Origin of the sequence: Paraburkholderia sp. GAS82 (genome assembly GCF_050436285.1) — a bacterium.
Taxonomy (GTDB): Bacteria; Pseudomonadota; Gammaproteobacteria; order Burkholderiales; family Burkholderiaceae; genus Paraburkholderia; species Paraburkholderia phenazinium_B.
In genome coordinates this window covers 504,159-529,161 of sequence record NZ_JBNDLX010000005.1, presented here as the reverse complement: position 1 = coordinate 529,161, position 25,003 = coordinate 504,159, and the positions used below count along the sequence as shown (strand labels likewise).

Annotated in this window: 27 protein-coding genes; 17 read left to right on the top strand and 10 right to left on the bottom strand. The window is 59.3% G+C overall.

From position 1 onward, the window contains the following. Positions 1-191 precede the first annotated feature (191 nt). Entirely contained in the window at positions 192-806 is a 615-nt protein-coding gene (locus tag P3T17_RS18845; RefSeq protein ID WP_429286105.1) for an H-NS family nucleoid-associated regulatory protein, read from the top strand. Positions 807-901: 95 nt separating this feature from the next. On the opposite strand, the gene P3T17_RS18840 is transcribed toward P3T17_RS18845, so the two are convergent. The 3 genes from P3T17_RS18840 to P3T17_RS18830 form a co-directional block, all read right to left on the bottom strand. Then, the gene (locus P3T17_RS18840; protein ID WP_074266324.1) at positions 902-1,105 is read right to left on the bottom strand and encodes a cold-shock protein; all 204 of its coding nucleotides are present in this window, start codon (positions 1,103-1,105) and stop codon (positions 902-904) included. A 111-nt stretch (positions 1,106-1,216) separates the two neighbouring features. Next, positions 1,217-2,263, bottom strand: coding sequence for a VTT domain-containing protein (locus P3T17_RS18835; protein WP_429408456.1), 1,047 nt, complete (start codon positions 2,261-2,263; stop codon positions 1,217-1,219). A 111-nt stretch (positions 2,264-2,374) separates the two neighbouring features. Further along, entirely contained in the window at positions 2,375-4,390 is a 2,016-nt protein-coding gene (locus tag P3T17_RS18830) for a bifunctional DedA family/phosphatase PAP2 family protein (RefSeq protein WP_074266322.1), read from the bottom strand. A 365-nt stretch (positions 4,391-4,755) separates the two neighbouring features. Between P3T17_RS18830 and P3T17_RS18825 the strand changes: the two genes are divergently transcribed. The 5 genes from P3T17_RS18825 (at position 4,756) to P3T17_RS18805 (ending at position 9,852) form a co-directional block, all read left to right on the top strand. Further along, positions 4,756-5,058, top strand: coding sequence for a hypothetical protein (locus tag P3T17_RS18825; RefSeq protein ID WP_429408454.1), 303 nt, complete (start codon positions 4,756-4,758; stop codon positions 5,056-5,058). A 260-nt stretch (positions 5,059-5,318) separates the two neighbouring features. Further along, a complete protein-coding gene (locus P3T17_RS18820; RefSeq protein ID WP_429408452.1) occupies positions 5,319-5,630 on the top strand; it encodes a DUF4148 domain-containing protein in 312 nt (103 codons plus the stop codon). Between the two features lie 338 nt (positions 5,631-5,968). Then, complete coding sequence (locus tag P3T17_RS18815; RefSeq protein WP_074266319.1) at positions 5,969-7,114, top strand: porin; 1,146 nt, start codon at positions 5,969-5,971, stop codon at positions 7,112-7,114. A gap of 580 nt (positions 7,115-7,694) precedes the next feature. Then, a complete protein-coding gene (locus P3T17_RS18810) occupies positions 7,695-9,158 on the top strand; it encodes a sensor histidine kinase (protein ID WP_429408450.1) in 1,464 nt (487 codons plus the stop codon). A 13-nt stretch (positions 9,159-9,171) separates the two neighbouring features. After that, a complete protein-coding gene (locus P3T17_RS18805) occupies positions 9,172-9,852 on the top strand; it encodes a response regulator transcription factor (protein WP_429286100.1) in 681 nt (226 codons plus the stop codon). 173 nt (positions 9,853-10,025) lie between these two features. On the opposite strand, the gene P3T17_RS18800 is transcribed toward P3T17_RS18805, so the two are convergent. The 3 genes from P3T17_RS18800 to P3T17_RS18790 all read right to left on the bottom strand — a co-directional run bounded on the left by P3T17_RS18800 (position 10,026) and on the right by P3T17_RS18790 (position 11,483). Then, positions 10,026-10,301, bottom strand: coding sequence for a DUF4148 domain-containing protein (locus P3T17_RS18800; protein WP_429286099.1), 276 nt, complete (start codon positions 10,299-10,301; stop codon positions 10,026-10,028). A gap of 92 nt (positions 10,302-10,393) precedes the next feature. Beyond that, complete coding sequence (locus tag P3T17_RS18795; RefSeq protein ID WP_074266316.1) at positions 10,394-10,663, bottom strand: DUF4148 domain-containing protein; 270 nt, start codon at positions 10,661-10,663, stop codon at positions 10,394-10,396. Between the two features lie 145 nt (positions 10,664-10,808). Beyond that, on the bottom strand, positions 10,809-11,483 hold the full coding sequence (locus P3T17_RS18790) for a response regulator transcription factor (RefSeq protein ID WP_429286098.1): 675 nt from the start codon (positions 11,481-11,483) through the stop codon (positions 10,809-10,811). Between the two features lie 457 nt (positions 11,484-11,940). Here P3T17_RS18790 and P3T17_RS18785 point away from each other — a divergent pair, with 457 nt between their 5' ends. Continuing rightward, a complete protein-coding gene (locus tag P3T17_RS18785; protein ID WP_074266314.1) occupies positions 11,941-12,651 on the top strand; it encodes a lysophospholipid acyltransferase family protein in 711 nt (236 codons plus the stop codon). A gap of 170 nt (positions 12,652-12,821) precedes the next feature. On the opposite strand, the gene P3T17_RS18780 is transcribed toward P3T17_RS18785, so the two are convergent. Next, entirely contained in the window at positions 12,822-13,025 is a 204-nt protein-coding gene (locus P3T17_RS18780) for a cold-shock protein (RefSeq protein WP_074266313.1), read from the bottom strand. Between the two features lie 217 nt (positions 13,026-13,242). On the opposite strand from P3T17_RS18780, the gene P3T17_RS18775 reads away from it, so the two are divergent. Together P3T17_RS18775 and P3T17_RS18770 are read left to right on the top strand one after the other, a co-directional pair. Continuing rightward, positions 13,243-13,512, top strand: a complete 270-nt coding sequence (locus P3T17_RS18775) for a hypothetical protein (RefSeq protein WP_074266312.1) — start codon at positions 13,243-13,245, stop codon at positions 13,510-13,512. 129 nt (positions 13,513-13,641) lie between these two features. Next, a complete protein-coding gene (locus P3T17_RS18770; RefSeq protein ID WP_074266311.1) occupies positions 13,642-13,902 on the top strand; it encodes a DUF6723 family protein in 261 nt (86 codons plus the stop codon). A gap of 446 nt (positions 13,903-14,348) precedes the next feature. On the opposite strand, the gene P3T17_RS18765 is transcribed toward P3T17_RS18770, so the two are convergent. Together P3T17_RS18765 and P3T17_RS18760 are read right to left on the bottom strand one after the other, a co-directional pair. Further along, a complete protein-coding gene (locus P3T17_RS18765; RefSeq protein ID WP_429408448.1) occupies positions 14,349-14,606 on the bottom strand; it encodes a hypothetical protein in 258 nt (85 codons plus the stop codon). Positions 14,607-15,258: 652 nt separating this feature from the next. After that, a complete protein-coding gene (locus P3T17_RS18760; RefSeq protein WP_429408447.1) occupies positions 15,259-15,750 on the bottom strand; it encodes a GNAT family N-acetyltransferase in 492 nt (163 codons plus the stop codon). A gap of 254 nt (positions 15,751-16,004) precedes the next feature. On the opposite strand from P3T17_RS18760, the gene aldA reads away from it, so the two are divergent. The 4 genes from aldA to P3T17_RS18740 all read left to right on the top strand — a co-directional run bounded on the left by aldA (position 16,005) and on the right by P3T17_RS18740 (position 21,853). Next, a complete protein-coding gene (gene aldA, locus P3T17_RS18755) occupies positions 16,005-17,429 on the top strand; it encodes an aldehyde dehydrogenase (protein ID WP_429408445.1) in 1,425 nt (474 codons plus the stop codon). Positions 17,430-17,595: 166 nt separating this feature from the next. Next, a complete protein-coding gene (locus P3T17_RS18750; RefSeq protein ID WP_429408443.1) occupies positions 17,596-18,918 on the top strand; it encodes an MFS transporter in 1,323 nt (440 codons plus the stop codon). After that, a complete protein-coding gene (locus P3T17_RS18745; RefSeq protein WP_074266306.1) occupies positions 18,919-20,136 on the top strand; it encodes a mandelate racemase/muconate lactonizing enzyme family protein in 1,218 nt (405 codons plus the stop codon). It begins immediately after the preceding gene. 55 nt (positions 20,137-20,191) lie between these two features. Further along, positions 20,192-21,853, top strand: a complete 1,662-nt coding sequence (locus P3T17_RS18740) for a GMC family oxidoreductase (protein WP_429408441.1) — start codon at positions 20,192-20,194, stop codon at positions 21,851-21,853. A gap of 14 nt (positions 21,854-21,867) precedes the next feature. Here the strand turns inward: P3T17_RS18740 and P3T17_RS18735 are convergent, their stop codons facing one another. Then, positions 21,868-22,458 carry an IMPACT family protein gene (locus P3T17_RS18735; RefSeq protein WP_429408439.1) on the bottom strand — a complete coding sequence of 197 codons (591 nt, stop codon included), beginning with the start codon at positions 22,456-22,458 and terminating at the stop codon, positions 21,868-21,870. A gap of 116 nt (positions 22,459-22,574) precedes the next feature. Here P3T17_RS18735 and P3T17_RS18730 point away from each other — a divergent pair, with 116 nt between their 5' ends. From P3T17_RS18730 to P3T17_RS18715, 4 genes are all read left to right on the top strand, one after another. Then, positions 22,575-23,024: a hypothetical protein gene (locus P3T17_RS18730; protein WP_429408438.1), complete on the top strand. Its 450-nt coding sequence runs from the start codon at positions 22,575-22,577 to the stop codon at positions 23,022-23,024. A gap of 159 nt (positions 23,025-23,183) precedes the next feature. Then, on the top strand, positions 23,184-23,474 hold the full coding sequence (locus P3T17_RS18725; RefSeq protein ID WP_429408436.1) for a DUF4148 domain-containing protein: 291 nt from the start codon (positions 23,184-23,186) through the stop codon (positions 23,472-23,474). Between the two features lie 418 nt (positions 23,475-23,892). Continuing rightward, a complete protein-coding gene (locus tag P3T17_RS18720; protein WP_429408434.1) occupies positions 23,893-24,132 on the top strand; it encodes a hypothetical protein in 240 nt (79 codons plus the stop codon). A 112-nt stretch (positions 24,133-24,244) separates the two neighbouring features. Next, positions 24,245-24,940, top strand: coding sequence for a GntR family transcriptional regulator (locus P3T17_RS18715; RefSeq protein ID WP_429408432.1), 696 nt, complete (start codon positions 24,245-24,247; stop codon positions 24,938-24,940). The last annotated feature ends 63 nt before the right edge of the window (positions 24,941-25,003 follow it).

Here is a 25,003-nt window from a genome sequence, read left to right as displayed (position 1 = left end):
TTGGGCGGACGAATAGGAATGACCTATGATCAGTTCTATTAATGAAACATTTGAACGCCCGGCAAGCGGATATTTTTTGAGCGATGCAGCGCCGATAAGTGCAATGCCTTGTCTCGTTGTGCGCGAAACCATAGCGCTTTGTTGTGTGCTCATGGCATAGTGCGACCATCGTCCACACGTAAGGAGGCAGTATGGCCACTCTCGAGCAGATTCAAGCGCGTATGAAAAAACTCCAGGCGCAAGCCGAAGCTTTGCTTGCCAAACGCGCGCAAGCGGCCGTCGACCAGATCCGCGAACTGATGATCAAGCACGGCTTGACGACTGCGGATATCGAAGCCCGTGCCAAGGCGAGGCGTGAAGCTAAAGCAGCGGGGCGCCGTCTTTCCAATGGCGTTGCGAAGACTGCCGCCGGCGCCAAGGGCAAGCTCCCACCGAAGTATCGTGATCCTAAAACCGGCGCAACGTGGAGCGGTCACGCACGGCCGCCCGCCTGGATCAAGGACGTGAAGGACCGTACCCGTTTCCTCATTGACGGCGCAGCTGAGATCGCATTGAACGGCAGCGGCGCTAGCAAAGCGACGACTGCGGCAAAGAAGGTATCGGCGAAAAAAGCGGCCGCAAAGAAAGCGCCCGGCAAGCGAGCCGCCGCGAAGAAGACCGTAGCTAAGAAAGCCGTGACCGCGAAAGCCCCGGCGAAAAAATCCGCCGCGAAGAAGAAAGCAAGCGTGAAAAAGCCGGTGGCAAAGAAAGCGTCACGGGGTCGGCCGGCAGCTAAAAAGGCTGCGTCGAGCGCGGTCGCTGCGTAACAACGTCTGTTGATACGTTCAACAGTTCGTGCCTGAAAACGACATTGGCCCGCCAAGGCGGGCCAATGTTCTGCGGGAACGCGAGTTCCGGCTGCTTACAGCGGCGTGATGTTAGCCGCTTGCTTGCCCTTCGGGCCTTGCTTCACTTCGAAGCTGACCTTCTGGTTTTCCTGCAGCGATTTGAAGCCACTTCCCTGGACTTCAGAAAAATGCGCGAACAGGTCTTCGCCGCCGCCGTCCGGCGTAATGAAACCAAAGCCCTTTGCATCGTTAAACCACTTCACTGTACCTGTTGCCATTTTCCTGAGTTTTCCAAAAAAGACGTGTTGTGTTGGCGTCGTGCCGCCACGGTTGACGGAGCGCGACGCGTCTTTGTACCACAGTAAAATGACAATCCACAACCAGGGAGGCTACGGTTTACCGGAACTTTCTCGCCTTGGCGCGACACCGCGCAGCGTGACGGCCTCTGTCTCCGAGCGCAAACTCTCCACCCGTGCTGCCAGGGCGGCCGCGCTGGCTCGTGAAGGAAACGGGTCGAAGGCGTAGCCACGGCGTGCCCAGGAATCGAGCCCGCCCTTGAGCGCGCGAATCCGCGTAAACCCTTTACGGCGCATATGCAACCTGATGCGCATGGCTGTGTCCTCGTCCTGACACACGCAATACACCACGCGGTGCTTTCCCGGTAAAGCCTCTTCGATGTCGGCCGCCGAAGTCGCGTCGAGCCGCCGGGCGCCCGGAATGCGATGGGTATCGTCCTGCACCGCGGACGCCGGCCGTGCGTCCAGAACGATCGGCGGCGACTCCGAATGCAGGGTTGCCTCAAACTGTTCCTGGGTAATCCGAACCTGCTTGAGCCAGCGTCTAAAGCGCCAGCGCTGGATGCAGCGAAGCACGAAGTAGAGGAGCGACGCCGCCAGCACCAGATCGATCACTGTGGTGCCATGTGCCCTGACTGCTAGCACGAACAGACCCAACTGCTTCTGGAACAGGGCGCCGCCGAGCAGCCAGAACGTTGCCCATATCACAGCGCCTAGCAGATCCCATGCGGCGAATATCTTTGGGTCGACACGCGTTGTTCCCATCAACGGCGGGGTGGCGAGGGCAAGACCCGGAATGAATTTGGACACCGACACAATCGGCGCGCCAAAGCGCTCAAACAGGGAACGCGTAGTCCGCACGCGTGCACCAGCAGACATCGATAGCCGCGAGAGCGCGTTAATCAACCGCTGGCCATACAGGCGTCCCGCCGTGAACCAGATACCATCGCCGAGCAACGCACCGAGCACCGCTGCCGGCAATACGTACCAGAACGACAGGGCACCGCTTGCGATCGCGGTACCGGCGAAGAGCAGGACGGGCACCGCGGGCAGAGGCACGCCGAGACGGGTCAGAAACACGTTTAGAAAGACGACCGCGCCACCCCACGTCGAAATCTCCGATTGCGGAAACTCTATCAATTGCGCGGCTCCTGAAGTCACGGCTGAGGGCGCAGCAGCAGCGTTGCTGCATCCGCGTTCGTGGAATGTTGTAGGCGCAAGCCGGATGCCCGGGCAGGCGTCAACACGCTTTTATTTTACGTTTGAATCGATCAGCGTCACGCGCACGCCTTCGCATCCGGCGTCGCTGGAGACTTCAAGTTCGCGCCATGGACCTTTCGGTCCTTCGACGGCGATCAGCGGATCGATTTGCCGGTCGGGGCGTAGCACATTGAACGGCCACGATGGGCGCCGTAACCGCTCATGGACCAGCGAGCCTAGCCAGATCTGCGCGGAGGGTCCACCGCTTTTGCGTTGCACGGCATACGTGGTGGGCCAGAAGCGTAAGACGTCGCGTTCGTCGCGCGCTTCGCGGGCACGGGTAAAGACGAGTGTCGAGGGCTCGCCGTTGTTGAGCTTTGGCAAAACGGGTAACGCGGTCGCCTCGGGGTCGGGGGCCACCAGCGAGAGGATGGAGCGCACCGAGAGTTGCGTGCCCTCCATCCAGCCGCGGTCGGCCAGTTGCGATTCGATCTGCTCTCGGTTGGCCGACCATTGCACGGTGATCGGCTCGCGCCGGTCGCCTGTCATGTCGGAGCGGTAGCAGGCAAAAGTTTTCCAGAGCGTGTCGGTCCATTGCGCTTCGGTGACGACCTCGAGAGGAGGGTGCTGTTCGCTGGGCGGTGCGGTGCTCAAACGGTGAAGTCCTATCTGGGGTGCCGCGCTGGCGCAGATCACGAGCAACATCACAGCGGGCATAAACTCGCGCGGAGTGGGCATGTCAGGGTTGCGCCACACGGCGGTCAATGCAACGACGGCGACCCAGATCGCCGCGAACGCCGCCCCGCCCACCGCATCGGAAAACGCGAAGCGCCCGACGTAGAGCCCTGCGAATGCTACCGCCACGACGATCGCTGCGCTGACCGTCGTCACGAGGATCCCTTGGATTTTGCCGACGCGACGTGACAGCAGGAAGGCGAGAAAACCGTAGACGATCGCGCTTGCCGCCACGTGATTGCTAGGGAAGGCATACGCTTCGAAGCCGGTGGAAACGGGCGACACCTGCCGCACCGTCAACTGGATGGCGAAGATCAGCAATTGCGAAAAGGCGACTGCCGCCAACCAGTAGGCGACGGCGAGCCAACGCCGTTCGTATGTCATCCAGACGATAACGGTCGCCACAACGGCGCCCAGCGTAGGGAGGCTGCCTAGCGTGGCGAGGCCTGATATTAGCGAGTCGGCCCAGGGAGAATGGATCGATTGCAGGAATCGATACACCGACATGTCGATCTGAACCAGCGGGGCGCCATTGGACACGCCTTGAAACACGCCGAAGAATATCCCAGCGAACAACAGCACCAGTACGGAGATGATGGCGACGATACCCATCGCCGGCCTCTGGGGGTCCAGCACCTGCACCAGAAAAGTTGCTGCACGTCCGTTGTGACAACGGGCCCATGCGACCAGCTCGCGACGCGATGCGTTGGCCCATGCCCGCGCGCGCAAGACGATGTGGCGCATGGCCTGAAAGCTCAACCACCCGATGGCGGCGAGAATCGCGATGACGGCCACCAGACGAAACGAGACGGCGCCGGCCAGTTGCAGGGATGCGCCGAACACGACCCCCGGCAGAATATGCGCGGGTGCCCACAATACGGCAGACAGTGCGTTCATCGCGTAGAAGCGCGTTGGGCTCATTCCCAGCATGCCTGCGACGACTGGCACGATGGCGCGCACCGGTGCGATGAAACGGGCAAACACCACGCTGCGTGCGCCGTGCTGCGTGAAATACTGGTGGCCGGTCTGCAGGATCTGCGGATGCGTGCGGAACGGCCAGAGTTGGACGAGGGTATTGCGGTAGCGGTGGCCGATCCAATAACTAAGACCGTCGCCGGCGATGGCGCCGACGAACGCGCAGGCGAACAGCCAGCCGAGGTTGAGCGCACCTGTGCCGACTAGCGCTCCGGCCAGAAACATGGCCGTGCTACCGGGGACGAAGGTGCCGATGACCGCGACCGACTCCAGAAACGCCGCCAGGAACACCACCGCCAACGTCCATCCCGCGTGGCCGCCGAGCAGGTGCAACAGGTGAACATACGCTTGCTCCATCTACCTCTCCGGCGGTCCAGCACTATGACGAATGAATGCGAACGGGAAAACGTGTCATATCAGAATATAACCTCAGCAGATGTCATGCCGCACCGAAGCATGCGGTCGACAAACAATGTGACGGCCTTGGACTGCGGGAGTGTGCGCTGGCGGGACGGTCCGTTGACGTCTTGCGAACTTGACCTATAACGGAGGTGCGGTGCGGGCATTCTCTGCGTCTGGGACCGGCATCCACCACTTCAGACGCCCGTTTGTTGCACTGCATTGTCGCTTCCGGCAATGAGGAGGGCGACAGGCGTCGTTAGTCGGGTAGCGGGCCACGGTGACATGCTGCGAGCCCGCTTGAGGATGCAAGGAGTGTCGAGATGAAAACACTTATCGTGTTGCCGTTGGCTGGCGCAGGGCTGCTGCTGGCGGCCAGCGTAGCAAACGGGCAGGAGATTCGCCCGGACATGCAGGCGCGAGGGCGCGCGATCCTGGAGCAGAACGCGAACGAGACCGCGCAAGATGCGACAGACATGCCCTATAGCGAAACGGGGCAGCCCGGCACGCCGCAGGCGCGCGCTATAACTAACTCATCATATGGAGGCAGCGTCGATTCCGACGGACAGTCGGGCGGCCCGCGATGCGTCACCGGCCCGCAATGCAACATTTTACGCGGCCGATGACGTCCAGACCTGCCATAGCCGAACGAAGAAATCGCAGCCCGCAGCGGCGCTTATTAATATGGATAACTGATAAATAATTTTCTTATCTATGTTTCATATGTCCAGACGTGTTGACACTAAATCATTCTTCATCTTGGCGAAACGGCGTTTACGTGCTGGGAAGATTAACTTTGTCCTGCAGGTCCTTGTTTAGCAGGCCAACGTAAGAACGTCCTTCTCGCGTTAGGCCTGCTCAATGGCTCTAACCCTGGAGGGCACAAATGAAACACTTCGAAAAGGCAATAGCGGCAGCGGTTTTGCTGACCGTCAGCGCGGCTAGCTGGGCATCCCCCGGACTGACACCGCAGCAATGCAACGACTATCCGTTCACGCGCCTCAAAACCGAGGTGACGCATAAGCAATTGATGAACGAGTTATCGGAGCTTGAAGCGGTCGGCTATGACCCGAGCGCTAACGACAACTACTATCCGTCCGATCTCATGGCCGCCCAGAAGAAGCTGAACGCGGAATATCGACGGGACTGCACGGCTTCGAACGGTGTGGCGACCGCGCAATACTCGGCGACGCCATAGCGACCCGCAGCGCATGACCGTGTCCGGCAATAGCCGGGAAGCTTGTTTTGACGGATGTTGTCGCAGTCGTACGACACTTGCGCGCCTAAAACGAGCCATTTTTTTCAAAAAAGGAAACTCGAGACCGCTCCACCAAAGGCGATGGAGCGGCTGCCTTTCGTACTTGCGTTTGTTGAAAGTCTGACTTTCTTTAGTGCCGTCTCGTCAAGAAAAGTGGCTACTTAAACTTTGCTTGCACTTTCATGTTGCTGCCGCAACCAGCAGTGACAGCGCCGCAGAGCGCAGAAGGGCAAAGGAAAAAACAGACTCTCTCACCTCACTCATCAGGTACAAGGCAAATGAAGAAACCATGTTTGGCCGGATTGTTGTCCGCACTTGCGCTGTGTAATGTCGCGCATGCTCAAAGCAGTGTCACGCTTTATGGCCTCATCGATGAGGGTTTCGATTTCACCACCAACGCCGCCGGCAACCGTGGCTACCAGATGGTGAGCGGCGACACGGCCGGGAGCCGCTTTGGCCTGAAAGGCAGCGAAGACCTTGGCGGCGGCCTGAGCGCAATCTTTCGTTTGGAAAACGGCTTCAATACCAACACCGGCACGATGGGGCAAGGCGGTCTGCTGTTCGGACGTCAGGCTTACGTTGGCCTGTCGTCGGCGCAGTACGGAACCATCACGATGGGCCGTCAGTACGATCCGACCGTCGATATGTGGAGTGCTCTCACCGCGGCCGGCAATTGGGAGGGCGACCTTGGTTCGCACCCGTACGACAACGACAACGCGGACTGGGATTACCGTATCCAGAACTCGGTCAAGTATGTGTCGCCCACGGTTGCGGGCTTCACCGGCGAGGCCTTGTACGGTTTTAGCAACGAGGCGGGCGGGTTCGCCGACAATCGCGTATACAGCGCAGCGGTCCAGTACCAGATGGGCCCGGTCACTGCAGTTGCCGCTTATATGAAGACCGACAACGGCGGTGCGACTGCCGGTGGCGCGGCGCCGAGCGCGACAGTGGTGTTCACTGGAAGCTCGCAGCAAAACATCGATGCGGCCTTTTCGTACAAGTTCGCCGACAAGGCGATTGTCTCGCTGGCCTATTCGCACGTGGATATCTACAATCCGACCTCCAACGCATACTTCGTTACGCAACCGGCTCCCGGAACACAAAACTCATGGAAGTTCGACAATATCGAACTCAACGGCCAGTACTTCTTTGCGCATGACTTCTGGCTGGGCGCAGCCTATACGTTTACGCGCGCGCACGTTTCAACGGTGACGGGCAGTTCGGATCCGAACTGGAACCAGCTATCGCTGATGCTCGACTACGATCTGAGTGCACGCACTTCGGTTTACGTGCAGGGGGCGTACCAGCATGCTGATGGCAAGACTGGCCAGGACTTTGATTATGCGAACATTCTCGGATCGCCGAGCGAGTCGTCGAGCGGCAACCAGATGGTGTATCGCATCGCGATGACGCATCGCTTCTAAGACGTCCCACTTTAGCTTCAGCATAAAAGGCACACGCCGGAATCCGGCGTGTGCCTTTTTCATTGTTGCGGCATTTGGTGCTTAGGTGGCCTTCGACGCAATCTCCCGTGAGTCATTTGATGGCCTGCAGTTGGCTCAATGTAAAGAATTTGCATTGATGTTTCATGCAATGTGTACAAACGTGACGGGTTTTTCATCTTGGTGCGGCCTGGTATTTATTCGTGCGGGGCTATGATGCCAGGACTGTAACCAGTATGACCATATCCTGGTGGCGCGCAACAGGAGATTGGCAGGGCTTTGTCTGGCGACGCGCTTCGCATGGACGCTGATGCAGGCGCGTCGTGGCAAGCGTAGACGAGACGCCTCATAAATTAAATATAGCAGAATCTGTAAGCTATGGAATCCTGATTGTAATGTTTTTGGCGATGTTGAAGCTTTCGACATCGATAGCAGAAAACGCGCATGACTTTCGGATGTTCACTATGTGGTCTTACGCTCAATCCATTTTCCTTCTGACCGCTAGCGTCGCGAGGATGTCCATCAAGTCCACGCTTTCAACAAATCTACAAGTGAGGGGCCGATGACCGTGTCCACTCTGGATTTTGGCAAAGTACGGGGGAAGGCGATCTCCAGCGATAAACAGGAGACGGCTGCCAGGCGCCGTTCCGGGCAGCGCTGGCATACCACTACATTTAGATGGCTGTCGGCGTACGCAGCGATTTTTACCCTGTGTTTCGTGGCCTTGCTGGGGTTTCTCGAATACTCGGTGGGTGCGGCGATGGAACGCGAAGCCGATAGTGGGATTCGCTGGCAGATGCGTTACTTCGATTCGAAGTCCGACGATCAGCTTGCCTCCGTCATCAACCAAAGGCTCGAGCGCGAAATCCGGCACACCAATTACTACGGCGTATTCGCTCCGGACGGTCATCGGATCGCGGGGGACATTGCCACGATGCCACCCGGGCTGAAGCTCGACAAAGCGGGCGAATCCCATAGCACCAGTATGGGACGCACGATCGAGCTGCCGGATAACGCGTCGATGCCCACGGTGCGCGTGATAGGGGAACTCCGCGACAACGGCGTCAAGCTGGTCATAGGACGCAACCTGTCCGACGTGCGGCATGTGCGGGAGGAACTGACGAAAGTGCTGATCGTCGGCGGCGTGTTGTGTCTCGGACTCAGTCTTGCCACCGGCCTGTTGCTGAGCCTGCGTCAGATGCGCCGTGTGGCGGACATGCGGCGCGTGACTACCCGCATCGCCAACGGGGATCTCGCGCAACGTTTGCCGACCGGCGGTCGTGACGAACTGGACATGCTGTGTCACCTGGTCAATCACATGCTCGATGAAGTCGAGCGCCTCATGAATGAAGTCAAAGGCGCGTGCGATGGCATTGCGCACGATCTGCGTACGCCGCTGGTGCGTTTGCGTCTGCAGTTGGCCAACCTCGCCGAGCGGGTCCGGGCCACGGGCGACAGCGCGGCCGACTCGCTGCTCGCTAACGCGCGCGTCGAGGCCGACTCGATTCTCGAACGTTTCGGGGCGATGCTACGTATTTCGGAGATCGGAGCGCTGCAACGGCGCAGCGGCTTCGACGTGATTTCGTTGCAAACGCTGGTCGACGAGCTGTGCGAGCTCTATGAACCGCTTGCCGAAGAGAAGTCGATCACTCTGAAGTCCAGCACGGCAGCTGTCGGACCATTGCATGCTGACCGCGCCTTGTTGTTCGAGGCATTCAGTAACCTGCTCGACAATGCGATCAAATTCGCGCCCAACGGCGGCGAGGTGAGCGTCGATCTCTGGTCGAGCCAGTCGGGGCCGCAACTCGTGATTGCCGATAACGGTCCCGGTATTCCCGTGAGCGAGCGTAACGCAGTGCTAAACCGTTTTTACCGTGTCGAGCAGACACGTCACGTACCGGGAACCGGTCTTGGACTTGGCATCGTTTCGGCAATCATCCGGCTGCATGACTTCGAGCTGCGCATTGGTGGTGAAGACCGGGGAACGACAATCACAATCGATTGCTGGCCACACAACTTGCAGTAGGTCATAACGATAGATGAGAATCCTGCTGGTTTCTTCCTCCGAAGCGGAGACGGTTTACCTACATAAGGCATTCAGGGAAAGCGCGCATAGCGTCCAGGCAGCGGACAATCTCCGCTATGCGCTCTATCTTGCCTCGCATGAGGAATTCGATGCGATTGTCATTTCCGCTGTAGGCGTCACGCTGATGACCTCGCTCTTCGACGCGCTACCCGAACTGGCGCGGCTGCCACGTGCGCCGGCCGTAATCGTCGCGCTTGCCAGCGGCAGTTCGCAAGATCGTGCCAGGGTGCTGCGCGCGGGGGCCGACGCCTGTTTCGTGCAACCGTATTCGTTTCTGGAGATGCAGGAGCGCATGCTGGCGCTTCACCGGGCATCGGTGGCGCGCTCGGCTCAACCGTCGGCCACGCTAATCCAGCTAAGACTGGATCCACTCACGCGCGATCTGGTCGAAGACGGCAAGCGCGTGCTGATGACCAAGCGCGAGTATCTGCTGATTGAATGTCTGCTGCGTCAGGTGAATGCGCCGGTCGCGAGAGATCAGCTGATCCGCTATGCATGGCCGGACAAGGAGGATGTCGATCCTTCCAGCGTCAACCTCGTGGTGTCGCGTCTGAGGCGCAAGCTGGAACTGAATGAGTTTAGAGCGAGGGTCGAGACGATTAGCCGCTACGGCTATCAGTTGGCTTCGCGTTGAACATTAAACGGCAAAGCCGCGTGGGCAGGAGAAGGAGCGGCCAGCCCGGCGCCGCACGAAGCGGGCATCACAAGGATAACTGAACATCTCGTAGAATTAAGGTGGCCGGATTGACCTGTTCGCGTTACGTGGGTCTGCCCACTGAAGCGGGCCGGTCATCCGGCGCGTATTGCTCAATGATGGGCATATACGGTGCGGTCCAGATATGCGAGTTGCCCGTCCTGCTCGGCTGTGACGAGTCTCTGATACACCTGTGCGCGGGTTCGTCCCGCAACCGGTTGACCATAAGGTGCGACCCACTGGCCGGCTTGATCAGGCGTTGCTGCTGCGGTGGTGAAGCTGGAGTCGCTCGATGCCGCATGCGGATCGTTTGCTCCCGTGTTGGTCTGGGCAAATGCGCTGCTGCTTGCGGCGAGGCCGATGAGCGCTGCCAGCATGAGGGTTTTCATGGCGGATTCCTTGTTAAGAAAGTGCAAAACCGGGTGAAGCCGGATTGCATCGCGGGATGCCAGCCGGTGCACGCCGGCATCCCGCGACGCGCTTACGGATGGGCGTAGACGACCGTGTTCAGGTAGTTCAGCTGACCGTCTTTTTCGGCTTGCACGAGTTCGCCGTACACCTGGGCACGGGTCTTCGGTGCAATCGCCTGGGACGGCGGAACCCACGTTCCGGCGTCTTGCGGCGCGGCGTTCGACATTGCCACGGTGCTCGGGGCGTTGTTGGATGTAGCGGCTGTGGCGGGGTTGCTTTGGGCAAAGGCCGAGCTGGTTGCGAGAATACCCAGCAGAGCTGCGATCTTGATGGCTTTCATGACTGCTCCTCTATGAGGACGAGATGGTTTAGGTCCGGGCTGTACCGCACAACGCAATGTGCGTCTCGGTAAGAAGCAGAATAGAGCGGTGGGCCTATCGCAACGCGAGCATGAAAGTGAAGAGATTTTTAATCGGCAGCTATGTTTAGCCGAGAATGTAACCGGAGCCTCTAACCGTGCGGATTTGCGGGTCTTCTCCCGCAGCGCCGAGCTTCTTGCGCAAACGCCCCACATGAACATCGATCAGATTGGTGCCCGGATCAAAGCGGCAACCCCATACGCCCTCGAAGATCATCGTGCGCGTGAGCACCTGGCCCGAATGGCGCATCATGTATTCGAGCAATTTGAGTTCGGTTGGCTGGAGGTCGAGCACCTCACCGTGATGACTGGCCCTATGCTTGAGCAGATCGAATTTCAGTTCGCTCACCTGAAGGCTGGTTTCAGCCGTGCGCTGCGGAGTTTTGCGCCGCAGGAGCACCTCGGCGCGAGCGGCCATTTCTTCGCGCGCGAACGGCTTGGTTAGATAGTCGTCGCCACCGGCCCTTAAGCCCCTGACGCGTTCGTCGACATTCGACATGGAACTGACGAGCAGTACGGGCGTATCGATGCCTACGTCGCGCATGGTCGTGAGAATCGTCAAGCCATCGAGGTCAGGGAGCGTGCGATCCAGTGTGACGAGATCGTAGGGGAACGCCATGATTTTGGCGATGCCATCGCGCCCGCAGCGTGCGACGTCGACCTCATAGCCAGACTCCGAGAGCGAGCTCACAATCTCGTGAATCATCAATTCATCGTCTTCCACAGAGAGCACTTTAGGCATGGCTTATCAGTTTACGAAGAAGGAGGCACGAGTCGACCCTGCATTCGCACTGCTGACAATGCGTGCATGGAGGACCATCGGACAGATCACAGGGTCATCATCGCCGACGGCTGGTAACCTGGCGTCGCCACATGGATTAAGTGTTTTTAATGGTTTTGCAACGGAGCCGGGCGCGACGTGTGGCGTTATGCAGTGGCTCGCTACAGGCGGGAGCCGCCATGGCTTGAAGGTGTTCCGAGCCGAAATGAATGCGCGCGAGGCGTGGGCTCGGATTTAATTTGTGTCAGACTAGCTTGCTACCGGTTCTGCGGCCGCCAGCCTGCATGGCCTGCCGTCGAGGTTTCAGTCACGACACCACCGCGCGCGACATCACACACGCGCGTTTGGGCTCGCACGCAATCTGGACGGGCGGCGACGCAACACATTCCGGCTCCATTCATTATTCACTCGGTTTTTCATGCGCTCCAAGTTCCTCAAATGGTTTTTCATTGTCTGCCTGCTCGGCAGCGGCACGGTCTATTCCGCGTTCATCCTCGTGTTGTTTCCTTTCGCGGGAAGGTCCGGACGCTACTGGCTGGCAGCGCAATGGTGTCGTGCAATGGTTGCATGGATGCGTTGGCTACCCGGCGTGACCTGTTCGGTGGAAGGGCTTGAGCATCTTCCGGATGGGCCGTCGATTCTGTTGTGCCGTCACGAATCGACTTGGGAGACGCTGGCATTTCTCGCGCTGTTTCCACGGCGCATCAGTTTCGTCTTCAAGGAAGATCTGTTGCGCATTCCGTTCTTTGGCTGGGTGCTGCGTGGCCTCGATATGGTGAGCCTGAACCGCGGGTCGCCACGTCAGGCTCATCAGGCGGTCACGCAAGAGTGCGCCGAGCGTCTCGCCAAGGGGGATGTCGTGGTGATCTTTCCGGAGGGCACCCGTGTGCCGCACGACGCGCCGCCTCGGCTGACCTCGGGCGGTATCCGTCTGGCATGTGCGACCGGTGCCCCGGTGGTACCGGTGGTGCATAACGCGGGAAAAGTTTGGCCGGCAAAAGGTTGGCCAGACAGGAAAGGGCATATTCGGGTCGTCGTGGGTCCCGAGTTTTCCTCTGTCGAGACTTCGCAACAGGAGTTGAGCCGGGCGGTTCACGACTGGATGAAAACGGCTCTGCTAAAGCTCTGATCGCTTGCGAAAATGCGCGGGTACGTTTTACCGGACTTTGGTATCCGATCAAGTATTTATTGCCTGTGAACTCACAATAAAGGCGCTTATGGCGGCCTGGGCTGCCAAAAAAGCAAATGGCCCGCCGAGGCGGGCCATTTGCAGCAGGGGGGGACGAACGTCCCGGCCTGTTACAGCGGCGTGATGTTTGCCGCTTGCTTACCCTTCGGGCCTTGCTTCACTTCGAAGCTGACCTTCTGGTTTTCCTGCAGCGATTTGAAGCCGCTTCCCTGAACTTCCGAGAAGTGCGCGAACAGATCTTCGCCGCCGCCGTCAGGCGTAATGAAACCAAAACCCTTTGCATCATTGAACCACTTCACAATACCGGTTGCCATTTTTTAATCCATTCAATTTAAATGTCGCGTTCGCGTGTGCCGCGTCTTCGCCCCGCGACCGAACGCGAAGAATGACTTTGTACCACGCTGATATCAAACCTGCCAATCATGATGTTTCTGTAGGTCGCTTAAATCGGACAAATGCCAGCCAGCCAGTGTTGGGAAACTGTAATGTCAGGGTAGGGTAAACTGCGTGCACACTCTCCCGAGGAAATACATGAAACATTACTTGCAGGAAGAGTTGACATCGTTTTGGGGCCGTCTGACCCCCTACTTCGCGCTGCTGGAATCCGCGCAAAGCGACGTTCTGGAGCCGATTGGGCGTGTCACTGTGGACACGGACGAGCGGCAGGCATTTGCGCTACATACCACTGACGCCAAGCCGCAGGGCGACACGTCAGAGCTTCCGACGGGGCAAAGCGCTACCTATACGCGGTTGAAGGGCGATGGAGCGGTGTGGGGGCCGTGGTTCAGGGAAGCGTATTGATCTGGTATTGCGCTCGTGTCACTCGCGGTGCGTGAAGATTTGCGACAATGCTGGTTTGCTTTGGGTGCCTGCGGCGATCCGTACGTGGTCGTGGGCGCTTGCGCTTCCTAATTCACCTCGTTTCGACGTATGAGCAAGTCTGCATTCATTCCCAGTGTTCCAGCGAAGTCCGAGAGTGATTTCGAAGTCTCGGCTTCGACCCGACTCGCCGGGTATCGGCGGTTTTTTGGTGTCTTGAAGGTGGTTCGCAAGACCGATGGGAAGGTGTTGTTTCCATTCGACGGGGCGGGGGAGATTGGGCCTTTTGTTACCAAGGTTGAGGCGTTGGCTGCTGCGCAGGTGCGGGGTGAGGGGATTGTTGCTGGGGATTTGGTTAGGCCGGAGTTGTAGGGGGTTGGGGGTTTTTGCCTGCGGCGCCTTGGGTTGGGTGTTTTCTCGCGGTGTTGGCCTTTCCTTGCATTGGTATCGGTCTATTAGCTTTGCCCCTGTGCGGGGCGGCACTTACTTTCTTTGCCGCCGCAAAGAAAGTAAGCAAAGAAAGCGGGCTTCCAACCGCTAGCCTGTAGGTGTCCACCACTTGTGTGAACACGGAGTGGTCCGCGCACGCATTGTGCCCTCGCATCACACCCGTCAGTGACACAGCGCTCATCCGTTCCAGCGTCGCGCTTCGCGCCACGCCGTCGGGCATAACGTCCCCTGCGAACTGTGTAGGTATTCTAACTATTTTGAATTGCCGCTCCGCACTGGGCGAAGCTGATAGACCGATAGCAGTGCAAGGAGAGGCCAGCTCCGCAGGAACGCGGTCAAGCGCCGCAGGCAAAAGCAAACCTCAGTTCTTATTGCGCCTCCACCTGCGCGCGACTCACCACTACATTTTCAGAAGTATCCCCGGCCACTGCGGGCTCCGCGTCTGCACGCTGCCCCATAGTCCACCCCGCAGGCTTGGTCGTCCAGGGACTGGAAACCGGATCCCCCTGGTAAGTCATCCCCGCCGTCGCGGCACCATGCGCATTGCCGGCAAACGCCACACCCGACACCCCAAACGAAACCGCAGCCACTCCCGTCAAAACGACAGTCAGCATTGCCTTGTTCATTTCATTTCTCCCAGAATGCGATGCAGAAATTGCGCCGCGTCACTTCATATACGAGGTCTCCTCATCACTGGATGCACGGTGCAAAAAAGTCGAGAGCCCCCGACAAGTCCCGCGCTCCTGGAGACGCGATCGGTAACCTCACGTTACCAATCTCGCATGCACGTTTCACCTGTAAATCCGAACTCTTCATAGACTCCCGTCACTGCCCGTGTCGCCGGTAGCACCCGGTCATGGGTCGATCACCGAGGTCGTGCGCGCTCGCGTGTACGTCGCGACCGGCATCGCGCACGGGTCGTACGTCGCCCTCGCGCGCCAGGTTCTTTTATGCGGGAGATCTCAATGCAGCGAACGCGTAACCCCCTCGTCACTGCCCAACTGGACGGCACGGAGCTGTGCGCCGACTATTGCGAGCAAACGGGGCGTCTTCGTGTTCTGCAGGGCACAACCGTCGTGCAGGAATGGTTTCCACCCAATTCGTGGATCGCCATTGCGTCAGTGGCCGGCGCCCGAAACTGGGGGACTCGGCCCGATTCGAATGAACTTCAAACTTTGCTCGCTAGTCAGGCATCCTTGTTGCGCCTCGGCTAGCGGCTCTGGGTGCGCCTGGTGGCGCATGTTCTCGACCCGCCTATAAACCGGTGTCATCGGCGCTTTACGACAGCTGCGCCTCTTTGAACCCAATCGATACGAACAAGGCTTCGGAGGCGGCATTGCCGGGGCTGATCATGGCGCAACAGCGGCAGTAGCCCAGGGTCGCAAGCGCCTGGGTCGCCGCTTGCAGAAGAAGCCGGCCATATCGCCGTCGGCGGTACTCCGGTGCGACAGCGATCGCTGCAATCACCGGCATCCCGTACGGCTCGTAATCGGTCGCGAGCAAAAACGCCGCACACTCGCCGTCGACGATGGCGACACGCGACGCCGCTGCGATGAACGGCCCATATTTGCCGTCGATGATCGCGTTGACCTTCCGCGCGGCCCGCTCCTCCGGCATGCCTTCATCATCCACGGTGCCTTGAAAAGCGCGGTACATGATCGAGGCGATCGCGGGGACGTCCTCCCTTGCGATAGCCCGCGTGACCGCTGCGCATACGTCCGGGGCGGCGTGCGTGAAAAGCTCGAATTCCCATTTGCGGCGGGAGGACATGAGTTGTGTTTCCCTCTGACGGCAGATGTGATCGGCCTGGACCGCGTTTCCAGACGGGTCCGGCCTCGAATTTTAATTGCTCGTGTTTCACACCAGGCCTCGAACCATAACATGAGTTTTTAGAATGTTTGTGGCTCGAATTAGTCGCTTGTCGGTCCTCGCGACGCGGAGAAGAATTCTGCCCATGCACCGGCGGCGTGCCATTCATCGCGGCCGGCAATGTGTTTTTCGCACCACGCCACCTGGTAAAGACTATGCGACTCGAGCGGAATTTTGCTAACGGCCAGTTCATCGAACCCGCAACCGGCGACCTCATCTCCGTCTACAACCCCGCTACCGGCGCCCTGGTTGCCCAGGTCTCCGCTGCGTCGAGAGACGAAGCAATCGCCGCGGTCGGCGCCGCCGCCATTGCGCAGAAAGGCTGGCGTAAGCTGCCCGCCGCCGAGCGGGCGGTCCATCTGCACAAGCTTGCAGATGCCTTGACGGAATGTGCACCGGCGATCGGCGCCGCGCTCGCGCTGGAGTCCGGCAAGAGCGTCGAGGATGCCACCAACGAAGCTATCTACGCCGCTCAGATCACCCACTATCACGCGGAATGGGCGCGCCGCATCGAAGGCGAAGTCATTCCGAGCGATACCCCCGACGAGAATCTGGTCCTGCATCGCGAGCCGATCGGTGTGGTCGCCTGCCTGATTCCGTTCAACTATCCGGTCTACACATTGCTGCGCAAGATCGCGCCTGCTCTGATCTCCGGCAACACGGTCGTGGTGCGCCCAAGCAACAACACGCCGATCTCGGCATTCGAAATTGCCAGGGCAGTCGAACGCGCTGGTTTGCCGGCAGGTGTCGTGAACATTCTGGCCATGAGTCACGCCACCGCGGAAGGCGTCTGCACGCATCCGGCGGTCGGCATGATTACGCTGACGGGGAGCATCGGTGCCGGGCGCAAGGTGCTCGAATATTGCAAGGCGAACATCGCCAAGCCGTCGCTCGAACTGGGCGGCAAAACGCCCGCCATCGTCGAACCGGACGCCGACCTCGAAAAGGCCGCGCGCGAACTGGTGGCGTCCAAGACCACACACTGTGGCCAGTTGTGCACGGCGATCGAACGCGTCTATGTGCACGAGAGCGTGCACGATCGCTTTGTCGCGCTGCTCAGGCAGCACATGAGTGCGGTGAAAATCGGCGACCGCGCTGAAAACGCCGCCCTCATGGGGCCGCTTGTGAACGAGGCGTCGCGTCAGTCGATCCATGCAATGGTCATGCGCGCCGTGGAAGCGGGCGCCAGGCTCGAGACGGGTGGCGAGTTGCCCGGCGGCAACGGGTTCTTTTACCCGGCAACGTTGCTCTCGAACTGCAGCCAGGACATGGAGATCATCCAGGAAGAGACCTTTGGTCCGATCATGCCGGTCGTCAAATACAGCACGCTCGACGAAGCGCTTGGGATGGCTAACGATCACCAGTTCGGTCTGTCGTCAGTGCTTTACACCGAGAACTATCGTTCCGCGATGAAGATCGCCAACGGCATCGAAGCGGGGGAGCTGTACGTGAACCGCACGCCGGCCGACCCGTATCAGGGCTTCCACGCGGGCTGGAAGCGCTCTGGCCTCGGCGGCGACGATGGCAAGCACGGCATGCTCGAATTTACGCAAACGCGCCTTGTGGTCATGAAGTACTAAAGGCTCGATACACACTCAAACCCGGCACGCTGCACAGAGCGGCGCGCCCTTTCTGAACCTGCAGTCTCGCGCAAGCACGCTGCAACCATAACAAAGATATTGGAGATGCGACAAAGCCGGGGCAGCAATGCGCTGCAGGCCTTGTGTGTCTCTTAGGAGCACCCCAGTGTCATCTCAACCGGTTCAATCCAACGCCGCGCTGTCGGTTGCTCACGACGCAGCCGCCGTGCGGAAAAACGCTGCACAGCGCTATGTGCAACTGTTGCTGCTGGTGATCGCCGCCGGCGCGATTTATCCCATTCTTTATTTGCGGCAGGTGTATCAGCCGACCATGCTGGAGGTGTTCCATATCACCGACAGCCAGCTCGGCTATCTCTACTCGTCGCTTGGGACGATCTTCCTGCTCAGCTATCTGCCGAGCGGCTGGCTCGCCGACCGTATCGCGCCGCGCATGCTCATCAGTTTCTCACTGGTCGCAACCGGCGCGCTGGGTCTGTGGTATTCGACCGCGCCGTCGTTTCATCTGCTGATGGTCATCTTCGGCGGCTGGGGTCTGTCGACCGGTCTGACGTTCTGGGCTGCCGTCATCAAGCGAGTGTCGATGATCGCCGGAGCAGATGAACAAGGCCGCTTCTTCGGTTTTCTCGACGGTGGCCGTGGCCTGATCGAAGCGCTGCTGGCGACCGTTGCGATCACCTTGTTCGCCTGGATGACGCAGACGCGTGGCGAACCGGTCGCGGCAGGTTTCAAGCTGGTGGTCTACATGTACGCGTTTCTGTGCATTGTGCTCGGCGCTGTGCTTGGTCTCGTGAAGGATCCGCAGGGTAGCAAAGCCGCGGCGGACCACGCCGCCGCACGCAGGCGCAGTAACGTGTTTGTCGACCTGAAAACGCTCGCCTCGATTCCGGAACTGTGGCTGGTGGCCGCCATTGTGTTCTGCGGTTATCAGGTCTTCTGGGCGACCTACAGCTTTTCGGCCTATTTGCATGAAGGCGCGATTGGCCTCTCCGTGGTGATGGCCGGCACGATCACCACGCTCAAGCTGTGGATGCGGCCTATCGGCGGCATTGGCGGCGGTTTCCTCGGCGACCGCTTTTCCAAGGTCTCCGTGCTGGTGATCGCGCTGTTCCTCGCCGCACTCTCGCTGCTCGGACTGGTTGCTGCGCCCGGAATCGGCAGTCACGTGGCGCTGGTGTTCCTCGTGTTGTTCATCGGCATTCTGACTTACGCAATTCGCGGCTTGTACTGGTCGTTGCTCGATCGCTGCAATGTGCCCGTCGAAACGATGGGTCTGGCAATCGGTTTGATCTCGGTGCTCGGCTATTCGCCGGACGTCTTTCTGCCGCTTATCAACGGCTATCTGACGCAGACCTATCCCGGTGTATTCGGGTACCAGCTCTACTTTGGTTATGTAGCCGCAGTCGCTGCGCTCGGCGGCTTCGCTGCTCTTGCACTTAGAAACATGCTTAACAGGAAAGAAGGTCTGTAAATGAAAGTTGTCTCGCTCGAAACGCATATCGTCGCCGTGCCGCCGCCGCATCTGGGTGGCATGTACTGGATCTTCGTCAAGCTGAAGACGGCGTGCGGGATTGAAGGCGTCGGCGAAATCTATTCGGCGACGTTTCATCCGAATGCGATGACCCATCTCATCGACGATGTGTTCGGCCGCTATCTGCTCGACAAAGATCCGCATCACGTCGAGCGGCTGTGGCGTGAAGCCTATTCGAGCGGCTTTACGCAGCGTCCCGACCTGACCATGATGGGCATCGTCAGCGGCCTGGAGATGGCCTGCTGGGACATCATCGGCAAGGCTGCCGGCAAGCCTGTCTACGAACTGATGGGCGGCATGGTCAACGAACGGCTTCGCTCGTACACCTATCTGTATCCGAAGAATCGCGACGGCGAATACGATTACGACGATCCCGATCTCGCGGCCGAATGCGCGGTCCAGAACGTGAAACGCGGCTTCACGGCGGTCAAGTTCGACCCGGCAGGTCCGTACACCGCGTATTCCGGTCACCAGTTGTCGATAGAAGTACTGGACCGTTGCGAACTGTTTTGCCGCAGAGTGCGCGAAGCGGTGGGCAGCAAGGCCGATCTGCTGTTCGGCACACATGGGCAAATGGTGCCGTCGTCGGCTATCCGTCTTGCCAAACGTCTCGAGAAATACGATCCGCTCTGGTTCGAAGAGCCGGTGCCGCCGGGACAAGAAGGCGCGATGGCGCAAGTGGCCAAACACACCAGCATTCCTATCGCGGCCGGCGAGCGTCTGACCACAAAGTACGAGTTCTTCAAGCTGCTCGAGGCGGGCGCGGCATCGATTCTGCAATTGAACGTGGCGCGCGTAGGCGGTTTGCTCGAAGCGAAGAAAGTGGCGAGCATTGCTGAGGTGTACTACGCGCAGATCGCGCCGCATCTCTACAACGGTCCGGTGGGCGCCGCAGCGAGCATTCAACTGGCGGCTTGCACGCCGAACTTCCTGATTCAGGAAAGCATTGGGACGTGGGGCGGATTCCATGCGGAAGTATTGAAGACACCGATTCGCTGGGAAGACGGCTACATCATTCCGTCACGCGAGCCGGGTCTTGGCGTTGAACTGGACATGGATGTGGTGCGGCAACACTCGCCGTACAGCGGCGAACGCCTGCATCTGCAGATGGCCGCGAAGCCCGCCGACGTCAAGGATCTTGCGCCGGCCAAGGGTTGAACTTGAGAGTCACTTTCGCATTCACTGAAGCGGGCGCCATCGGGCGAACTACACCATGAACTACGACTACATTATCGTCGGCGCCGGCTCTGCGGGCTGCATCCTCGCGAATCGCCTGACGGCCTCGGGTGAATACTCGGTGCTGCTGCTCGAAGCGGGCGGCAAGGACAGCTCGTTCTGGTTCAAGGTCCCCGTGGGTTTCACTAAAACGTACTACAACGAAACCTATAACTGGATGTACTACAGCGAGCCCGAAAAGGAACTCGACAACCGGCCCATCTACTGTCCGCGCGGCAAGGTGCAGGGCGGCTCGGGATCGATCAACGCAATGATCTTCGTGCGCGGTCAACCGCACGATTTCGACGACTGGGCGGCCGTGGGCAACAAAGGCTGGTCGTTTAACGACGTGCTGCCGTATTTCCGCAAGCTCGAGTCGCATCCTCTTGGCGATACTGAATATCACGGCCACGATGGCCCAATTCGCATTTCACCGATGAAGGATGCCGTACATCCGATTTGCCACGTGTTTTTGAAGGGCTGCGAGCAGGCGGGTTATCAGCGGACTCAAGACTTCAATGGTGCGCAGTTCGAAGGTGCGGGCATTTACGATGTGAACACGCGCAACGGGCAGCGTTCGTCGAGCAGCTTCGAATATCTTCATCCGGTACTGGAGCGCAAGAATCTGAGCGTCGAACGTGACATGCTGGTGAGCCAGGTGCTGTTCGACACCAACAAGCGTGCGACGGGCGTGGTGGTCAAGCAGGGCGGCAGCGAGCGTCGGTTCGTAGCGAATCGCGAGGTGATTTTGTCGGCTGGCGCAGTGGATACGCCGAAGCTGTTGCAACTGTCCGGCGTCGGCGCCAAGGCGTTGCTCGCGCAGCATCGCATTCCGCTCGTGCATGAATTGCCGGCAGTCGGGCAAAACCTGCAGGATCATCTGTGCGTAAGCTTCTATTATCGCGCCAACGTGAAGACGTTAAACGACGAAATGCGGCCGTTGCTCGGCAAGCTCAAGCTGGGTCTGCAGTATCTGTTGACCCGCAAGGGGCCGCTCGCGATGAGCGTGAATCAGTCGGGTGGCTTTTTCAAGGGCAACGACCAGGAGGCGCAGCCTAACTTGCAGCTCTATTTCAACCCGTTGTCGTATCGCATTCCTAAGAGCAGCAAGGCGAGCCTCGAGCCGGAACCATATTCTGGCTTTCTGCTGGCGTTCAATCCATGTCGGCCGACGAGCCGCGGCACGATCGAAATCGCCTCGAACCGCGTGGAAGACGCGGCGAAGATCCGTATCAACGCGTTGACCACGGACAAAGACATCGACGAAGTGATTCAGGGTTGTGAACTGGTGCGCAAGGTGATGGCCACGCCGGCGTTGCAGGGCATCACGGTCGAAGAGATTTCACCAGGGCCGCAGGTCAATACGCGAGAGGGCTTTCTGCAGTATTTCCGCGAGCAGTCGGGTTCGATCTATCACCTGTGTGGATCATGCGCGATGGGTTCCGATGCGCAGACTTCTGTGGTCGACGAACGCCTGCGCGTACACGGCATCGCGGGCTTGCGCGTGGTGGATGCGTCGATCTTCCCGAACATCACGTCCGGCAATATCAATGCGCCGACGATGATGGTGGCGGAGAAAGGGGCTCAGATGATTCTCGAAGATGCGCTGATGGAAGTCGCGCTCAAGCGCACCCAACCGGAGTTAGCTGCGACGCATTGAGTATCAGCCGGGCGTCACGGCGCGTCGTGCAACACGGCGCGCCCTTGCGTCATATCCCGCAAGGCTTCGCGCGCCGCGTCCAGTGCGGTAACAGGCATGCCGATCGTCAGCCGCACTTCCATTTCATACCCGCTATCGGCAAGCGCATAACCTTCCTGTTCGATCCAGCGGCGTACGCGCGCTTCGTCGGGATAGCCGATCTCCACTGTCAACAAGGTTTGCGCAATCCGTTCGATGCGCGGCGCGTCCTGCAGCACACGAGCAATCGAATCGGCGTACGCGCGCACGAGGCCGCCCGCACCCAGCTTCACGCCGCCGTAATAGCGCACGACGGCGGCCAGCACGCCGTCGAGATCGTGATGGCGCAGTACTTCGAGGATCGGCCTGCCGGCGGTGCCGGAAGGCTCGCCGTCGTCGGACATGCCGGAATGTCCCCCGGCGAGCAACGCCCAGCACACGTGTGTAGCAGCGGGATGCGCTTCACGCAGGCGGCGCAGTTCGACCATCGCAGCATCGCGGTCCGCAACGGGAATGGCATAGGCGATAAAGCGGCTCTTGCGGATTTCGAGTTCTGCAGAGACGGATGTTGAAAGAGTGTGACTCACGTTGATGGAACTCGATTAAATCATTTGCCCGAACGCCGTTTTCTGCCGCACCTATATTGACCCCGATGGACCGGCTACGACATGATATGCCTACACGGTGCCTGGATGGACGGGGGATGAAACAAGAACGCTTCACAGCGGCGCGCATCGACGCATCCGCTTGCCAATCACGACGTGCGAGGGGCCGTCTGCTGCCGCTCGTGGCAACGCTGCTTTTCTCCGCGCATGGGACGGTCGCTCTGGCTGGCGATATCGCACGGGATACCCCGGCCGCATCCATGGTGCTCGCTGCAGGGCTTTATGCAACGCCTGGGACGTCCACGTCGGTATCGGTCGTGGCGACCCCGAGCGTGACCGCGACCGCGCTTCCCGCGGAAGCTCCGCCGAACAAAGTCTCCGTGCCGCCGCCTGTCGTGATCGCATCGGCACTTCCCGCGAAGGTCCCCGAGCCCACCACCAACTGGATCAGCTACGCGGCCCTGATCGCGGGCATTGTGGGCGCGATTACGGGCATCGGCGGGGCCATCATGGGCGCCTTGGGCCTTCGCAGAGCCAGCAGACACTGAGCTCACGGTCAACCTTTCATTAGGGTTAACGGCTATTTGACAATAATCCCTTTCGGACGCGGGGGTTAATCTTAAACGCGTACTTACCTAGACTGTAGACACTGACTGACGAACAGGGCTGTTCGTTGCAGGACAAACAAAAGTCTGGAGGTATTAGCCATGAAATCCCTTATTCAAACCGTTGTCGTTGCCGCTGCGTTTGCTGCACCGGTTGCTGTGTTCGCTCAATCGAACCAGCCTCTCACCCGTGCGGAAGTGCACGCCCAATTGGTCCAGGTCGAACAGGCTGGTTATTACCCGGGCGACGGTGACCAAAACGCTTATCCTGCGCAGATTCAGGCTGCTGAGGCCAAAATAGCAGCACAAAACGGTGCGACAGATGTGGGCGGCGTCGCAAACGGTTCGTCGGATATGGCACAGCCGGCCGTGTCGAAGTCCAACCAGAACTAAAGGCACTGCCATTGATGCATTGATGCCCTGATTCCGCGCTGCGGAAGAATAGCGGGCGCACGTGGCCTTTTGAACACCACTCTATGAGTGCGCACGGTCGCTGAGCGGCGCCGTGCAGAGAGCGGGCTCGCTACCGGTTTCGACCGCAGTAGCGAGCCGCTTTCACCTTGTCGCCTTGAATACCTCCGCCGTCGGGCTCCCGATGGCTTCGCTCAGACTTTCGCGGTCTGGGCGCTTTTTCCTTTGCGACCATTACTAAATCTTCCTCGAGCTACGCCCGCTTGCGCCGGTGAGCAAACGGGGGCACTCGTCTGTTGCGATTCGCGGGAAATGAAGTGTAAGAGTCTGCGCATAGGGATATTCAAATTGTGGTGAGAGTATGTGTGCTCCCAGACGGATCATGTGAACGGAATTACCTATGCGAAGGGATCTTTGCTTATCGCCTTCATTCGAATTCGAGTTGGCCAGCGCAGGCGATCTCCTGTTCGCCTGCGAGATTGACGCTACCGCTACAGCAGGCTTCACCGCCAGGGATCCGCTTCCCGCACTCTCGGTACGCGGCTGCACAGTTCTCTACGCGGGCAAGCCGATCTATGAGGCCGAATCTCCTGATGCCGCAATTGTCTACCTTGATCGGCACATCAATGTATATGAGTAAGGGGCCAACGCGCATCGCCGCGTAACTCCCCACCCCCGTCTCGCGACGGCTGGCAGCGTACAAGTACGTGCTAACATGTTGCCGTGCAACCAACACGTACGCGAGACCGGCTATGAATACAATGACACCGGCAAAGACGGACCTGGACGAGAGCCAGGGAAAGTCTCTCCGCCTCGTCGCTTATGAAAATTTCACACAGCAAATCCTGAACGCCAATATCCGGCCTGGGCAATTCGTCTCGCAACGCGAACTGATGGTCCTGACCGATATGCCGCTTGGCGCGATTCGTGAAATGGTGCCGCGCCTCGAAGCCGAGGGTCTCATCAAGACCGTGCCGAACCGCGGTCTGCAGGTCTGTCATGTCGATCTGCGGTTGATCCGCAACGCCTTTCAACTGCGCCTCATGCTCGAGCGGGAGGCGGTTGCAAATTTCACCCGTACCGCATCCGACACCGACCTCGAAAAAATCGAGCGGGCGCACAGGGATATCGTGCGCCGAGCGGTTGCCAAGAAAATCGACGATCGTCTTCTCAACGACGCCCAGACAGTCGACTGGGGTCTGCACGACATGATGATCGATGCGATGGGCAACGATATCGTCTCCAATATCTATCGCGTCAACAGTCTGCGCATCCGCCTGATCCGCCTCGAACATGTGGTCCTGAAGCCCGAGGTGGTGGTTCCGACGATGGATGAACACCTCGAACTGATCGCGGCTATTCGTGAGCGCAACGTGGAAAAAGCGGTCGGTCTGCTCGGCACGCATATCGAGAACGCGCGCCAGCGCTCGATGGGCAACTTCGGCTAGCAGGGCTACGGGCCGCCGGGTCGGTCCGAGGCATATCGCTTACGCTCCGTAAAAATTCTTCTT

Bases quoted from the DNA above. Each gene is read 5' to 3' on its own strand.
- P3T17_RS18720 (WP_429408434.1), top strand. From the start codon at position 23,893: ATGCGAAGGGATCTTTGCTTATCGCCTTCATTCGAATTCGAGTTGGCC.
- P3T17_RS18810 (WP_429408450.1), top strand. From the start codon at position 7,695: ATGACCGTGTCCACTCTGGATTTTGGCAAAGTACGGGGGAAGGCGATC.
- P3T17_RS18780 (WP_074266313.1), bottom strand. From the start codon at position 13,025: ATGGCAACCGGTATTGTGAAGTGGTTCAATGATGCAAAGGGTTTTGGT.
- P3T17_RS18800 (WP_429286099.1), bottom strand. From the start codon at position 10,301: ATGAAAACCCTCATGCTGGCAGCGCTCATCGGCCTCGCCGCAAGCAGC.
- P3T17_RS18770 (WP_074266311.1), top strand. From the start codon at position 13,642: ATGAGCAAGTCTGCATTCATTCCCAGTGTTCCAGCGAAGTCCGAGAGT.
- P3T17_RS18740 (WP_429408441.1), top strand. From the start codon at position 20,192: ATGAACTACGACTACATTATCGTCGGCGCCGGCTCTGCGGGCTGCATC.
- P3T17_RS18775 (WP_074266312.1), top strand. From the start codon at position 13,243: ATGAAACATTACTTGCAGGAAGAGTTGACATCGTTTTGGGGCCGTCTG.
- P3T17_RS18805 (WP_429286100.1), top strand. From the start codon at position 9,172: ATGAGAATCCTGCTGGTTTCTTCCTCCGAAGCGGAGACGGTTTACCTA.
- P3T17_RS18745 (WP_074266306.1), top strand. From the start codon at position 18,919: ATGAAAGTTGTCTCGCTCGAAACGCATATCGTCGCCGTGCCGCCGCCG.
- P3T17_RS18785 (WP_074266314.1), top strand. From the start codon at position 11,941: ATGCGCTCCAAGTTCCTCAAATGGTTTTTCATTGTCTGCCTGCTCGGC.
- P3T17_RS18790 (WP_429286098.1), bottom strand. From the start codon at position 11,483: ATGCCTAAAGTGCTCTCTGTGGAAGACGATGAATTGATGATTCACGAG.
- aldA (WP_429408445.1), top strand. From the start codon at position 16,005: ATGCGACTCGAGCGGAATTTTGCTAACGGCCAGTTCATCGAACCCGCA.
- P3T17_RS18840 (WP_074266324.1), bottom strand. From the start codon at position 1,105: ATGGCAACAGGTACAGTGAAGTGGTTTAACGATGCAAAGGGCTTTGGT.
- P3T17_RS18765 (WP_429408448.1), bottom strand. From the start codon at position 14,606: ATGAACAAGGCAATGCTGACTGTCGTTTTGACGGGAGTGGCTGCGGTT.
- P3T17_RS18795 (WP_074266316.1), bottom strand. From the start codon at position 10,663: ATGAAAGCCATCAAGATCGCAGCTCTGCTGGGTATTCTCGCAACCAGC.
- P3T17_RS18820 (WP_429408452.1), top strand. From the start codon at position 5,319: ATGAAACACTTCGAAAAGGCAATAGCGGCAGCGGTTTTGCTGACCGTC.
- P3T17_RS18725 (WP_429408436.1), top strand. From the start codon at position 23,184: ATGAAATCCCTTATTCAAACCGTTGTCGTTGCCGCTGCGTTTGCTGCA.
- P3T17_RS18845 (WP_429286105.1), top strand. From the start codon at position 192: ATGGCCACTCTCGAGCAGATTCAAGCGCGTATGAAAAAACTCCAGGCG.
- P3T17_RS18815 (WP_074266319.1), top strand. From the start codon at position 5,969: ATGAAGAAACCATGTTTGGCCGGATTGTTGTCCGCACTTGCGCTGTGT.
- P3T17_RS18715 (WP_429408432.1), top strand. From the start codon at position 24,245: ATGAATACAATGACACCGGCAAAGACGGACCTGGACGAGAGCCAGGGA.
- P3T17_RS18730 (WP_429408438.1), top strand. From the start codon at position 22,575: ATGAAACAAGAACGCTTCACAGCGGCGCGCATCGACGCATCCGCTTGC.
- P3T17_RS18825 (WP_429408454.1), top strand. From the start codon at position 4,756: ATGAAAACACTTATCGTGTTGCCGTTGGCTGGCGCAGGGCTGCTGCTG.
- P3T17_RS18760 (WP_429408447.1), bottom strand. From the start codon at position 15,750: ATGTCCTCCCGCCGCAAATGGGAATTCGAGCTTTTCACGCACGCCGCC.
- P3T17_RS18830 (WP_074266322.1), bottom strand. From the start codon at position 4,390: ATGGAGCAAGCGTATGTTCACCTGTTGCACCTGCTCGGCGGCCACGCG.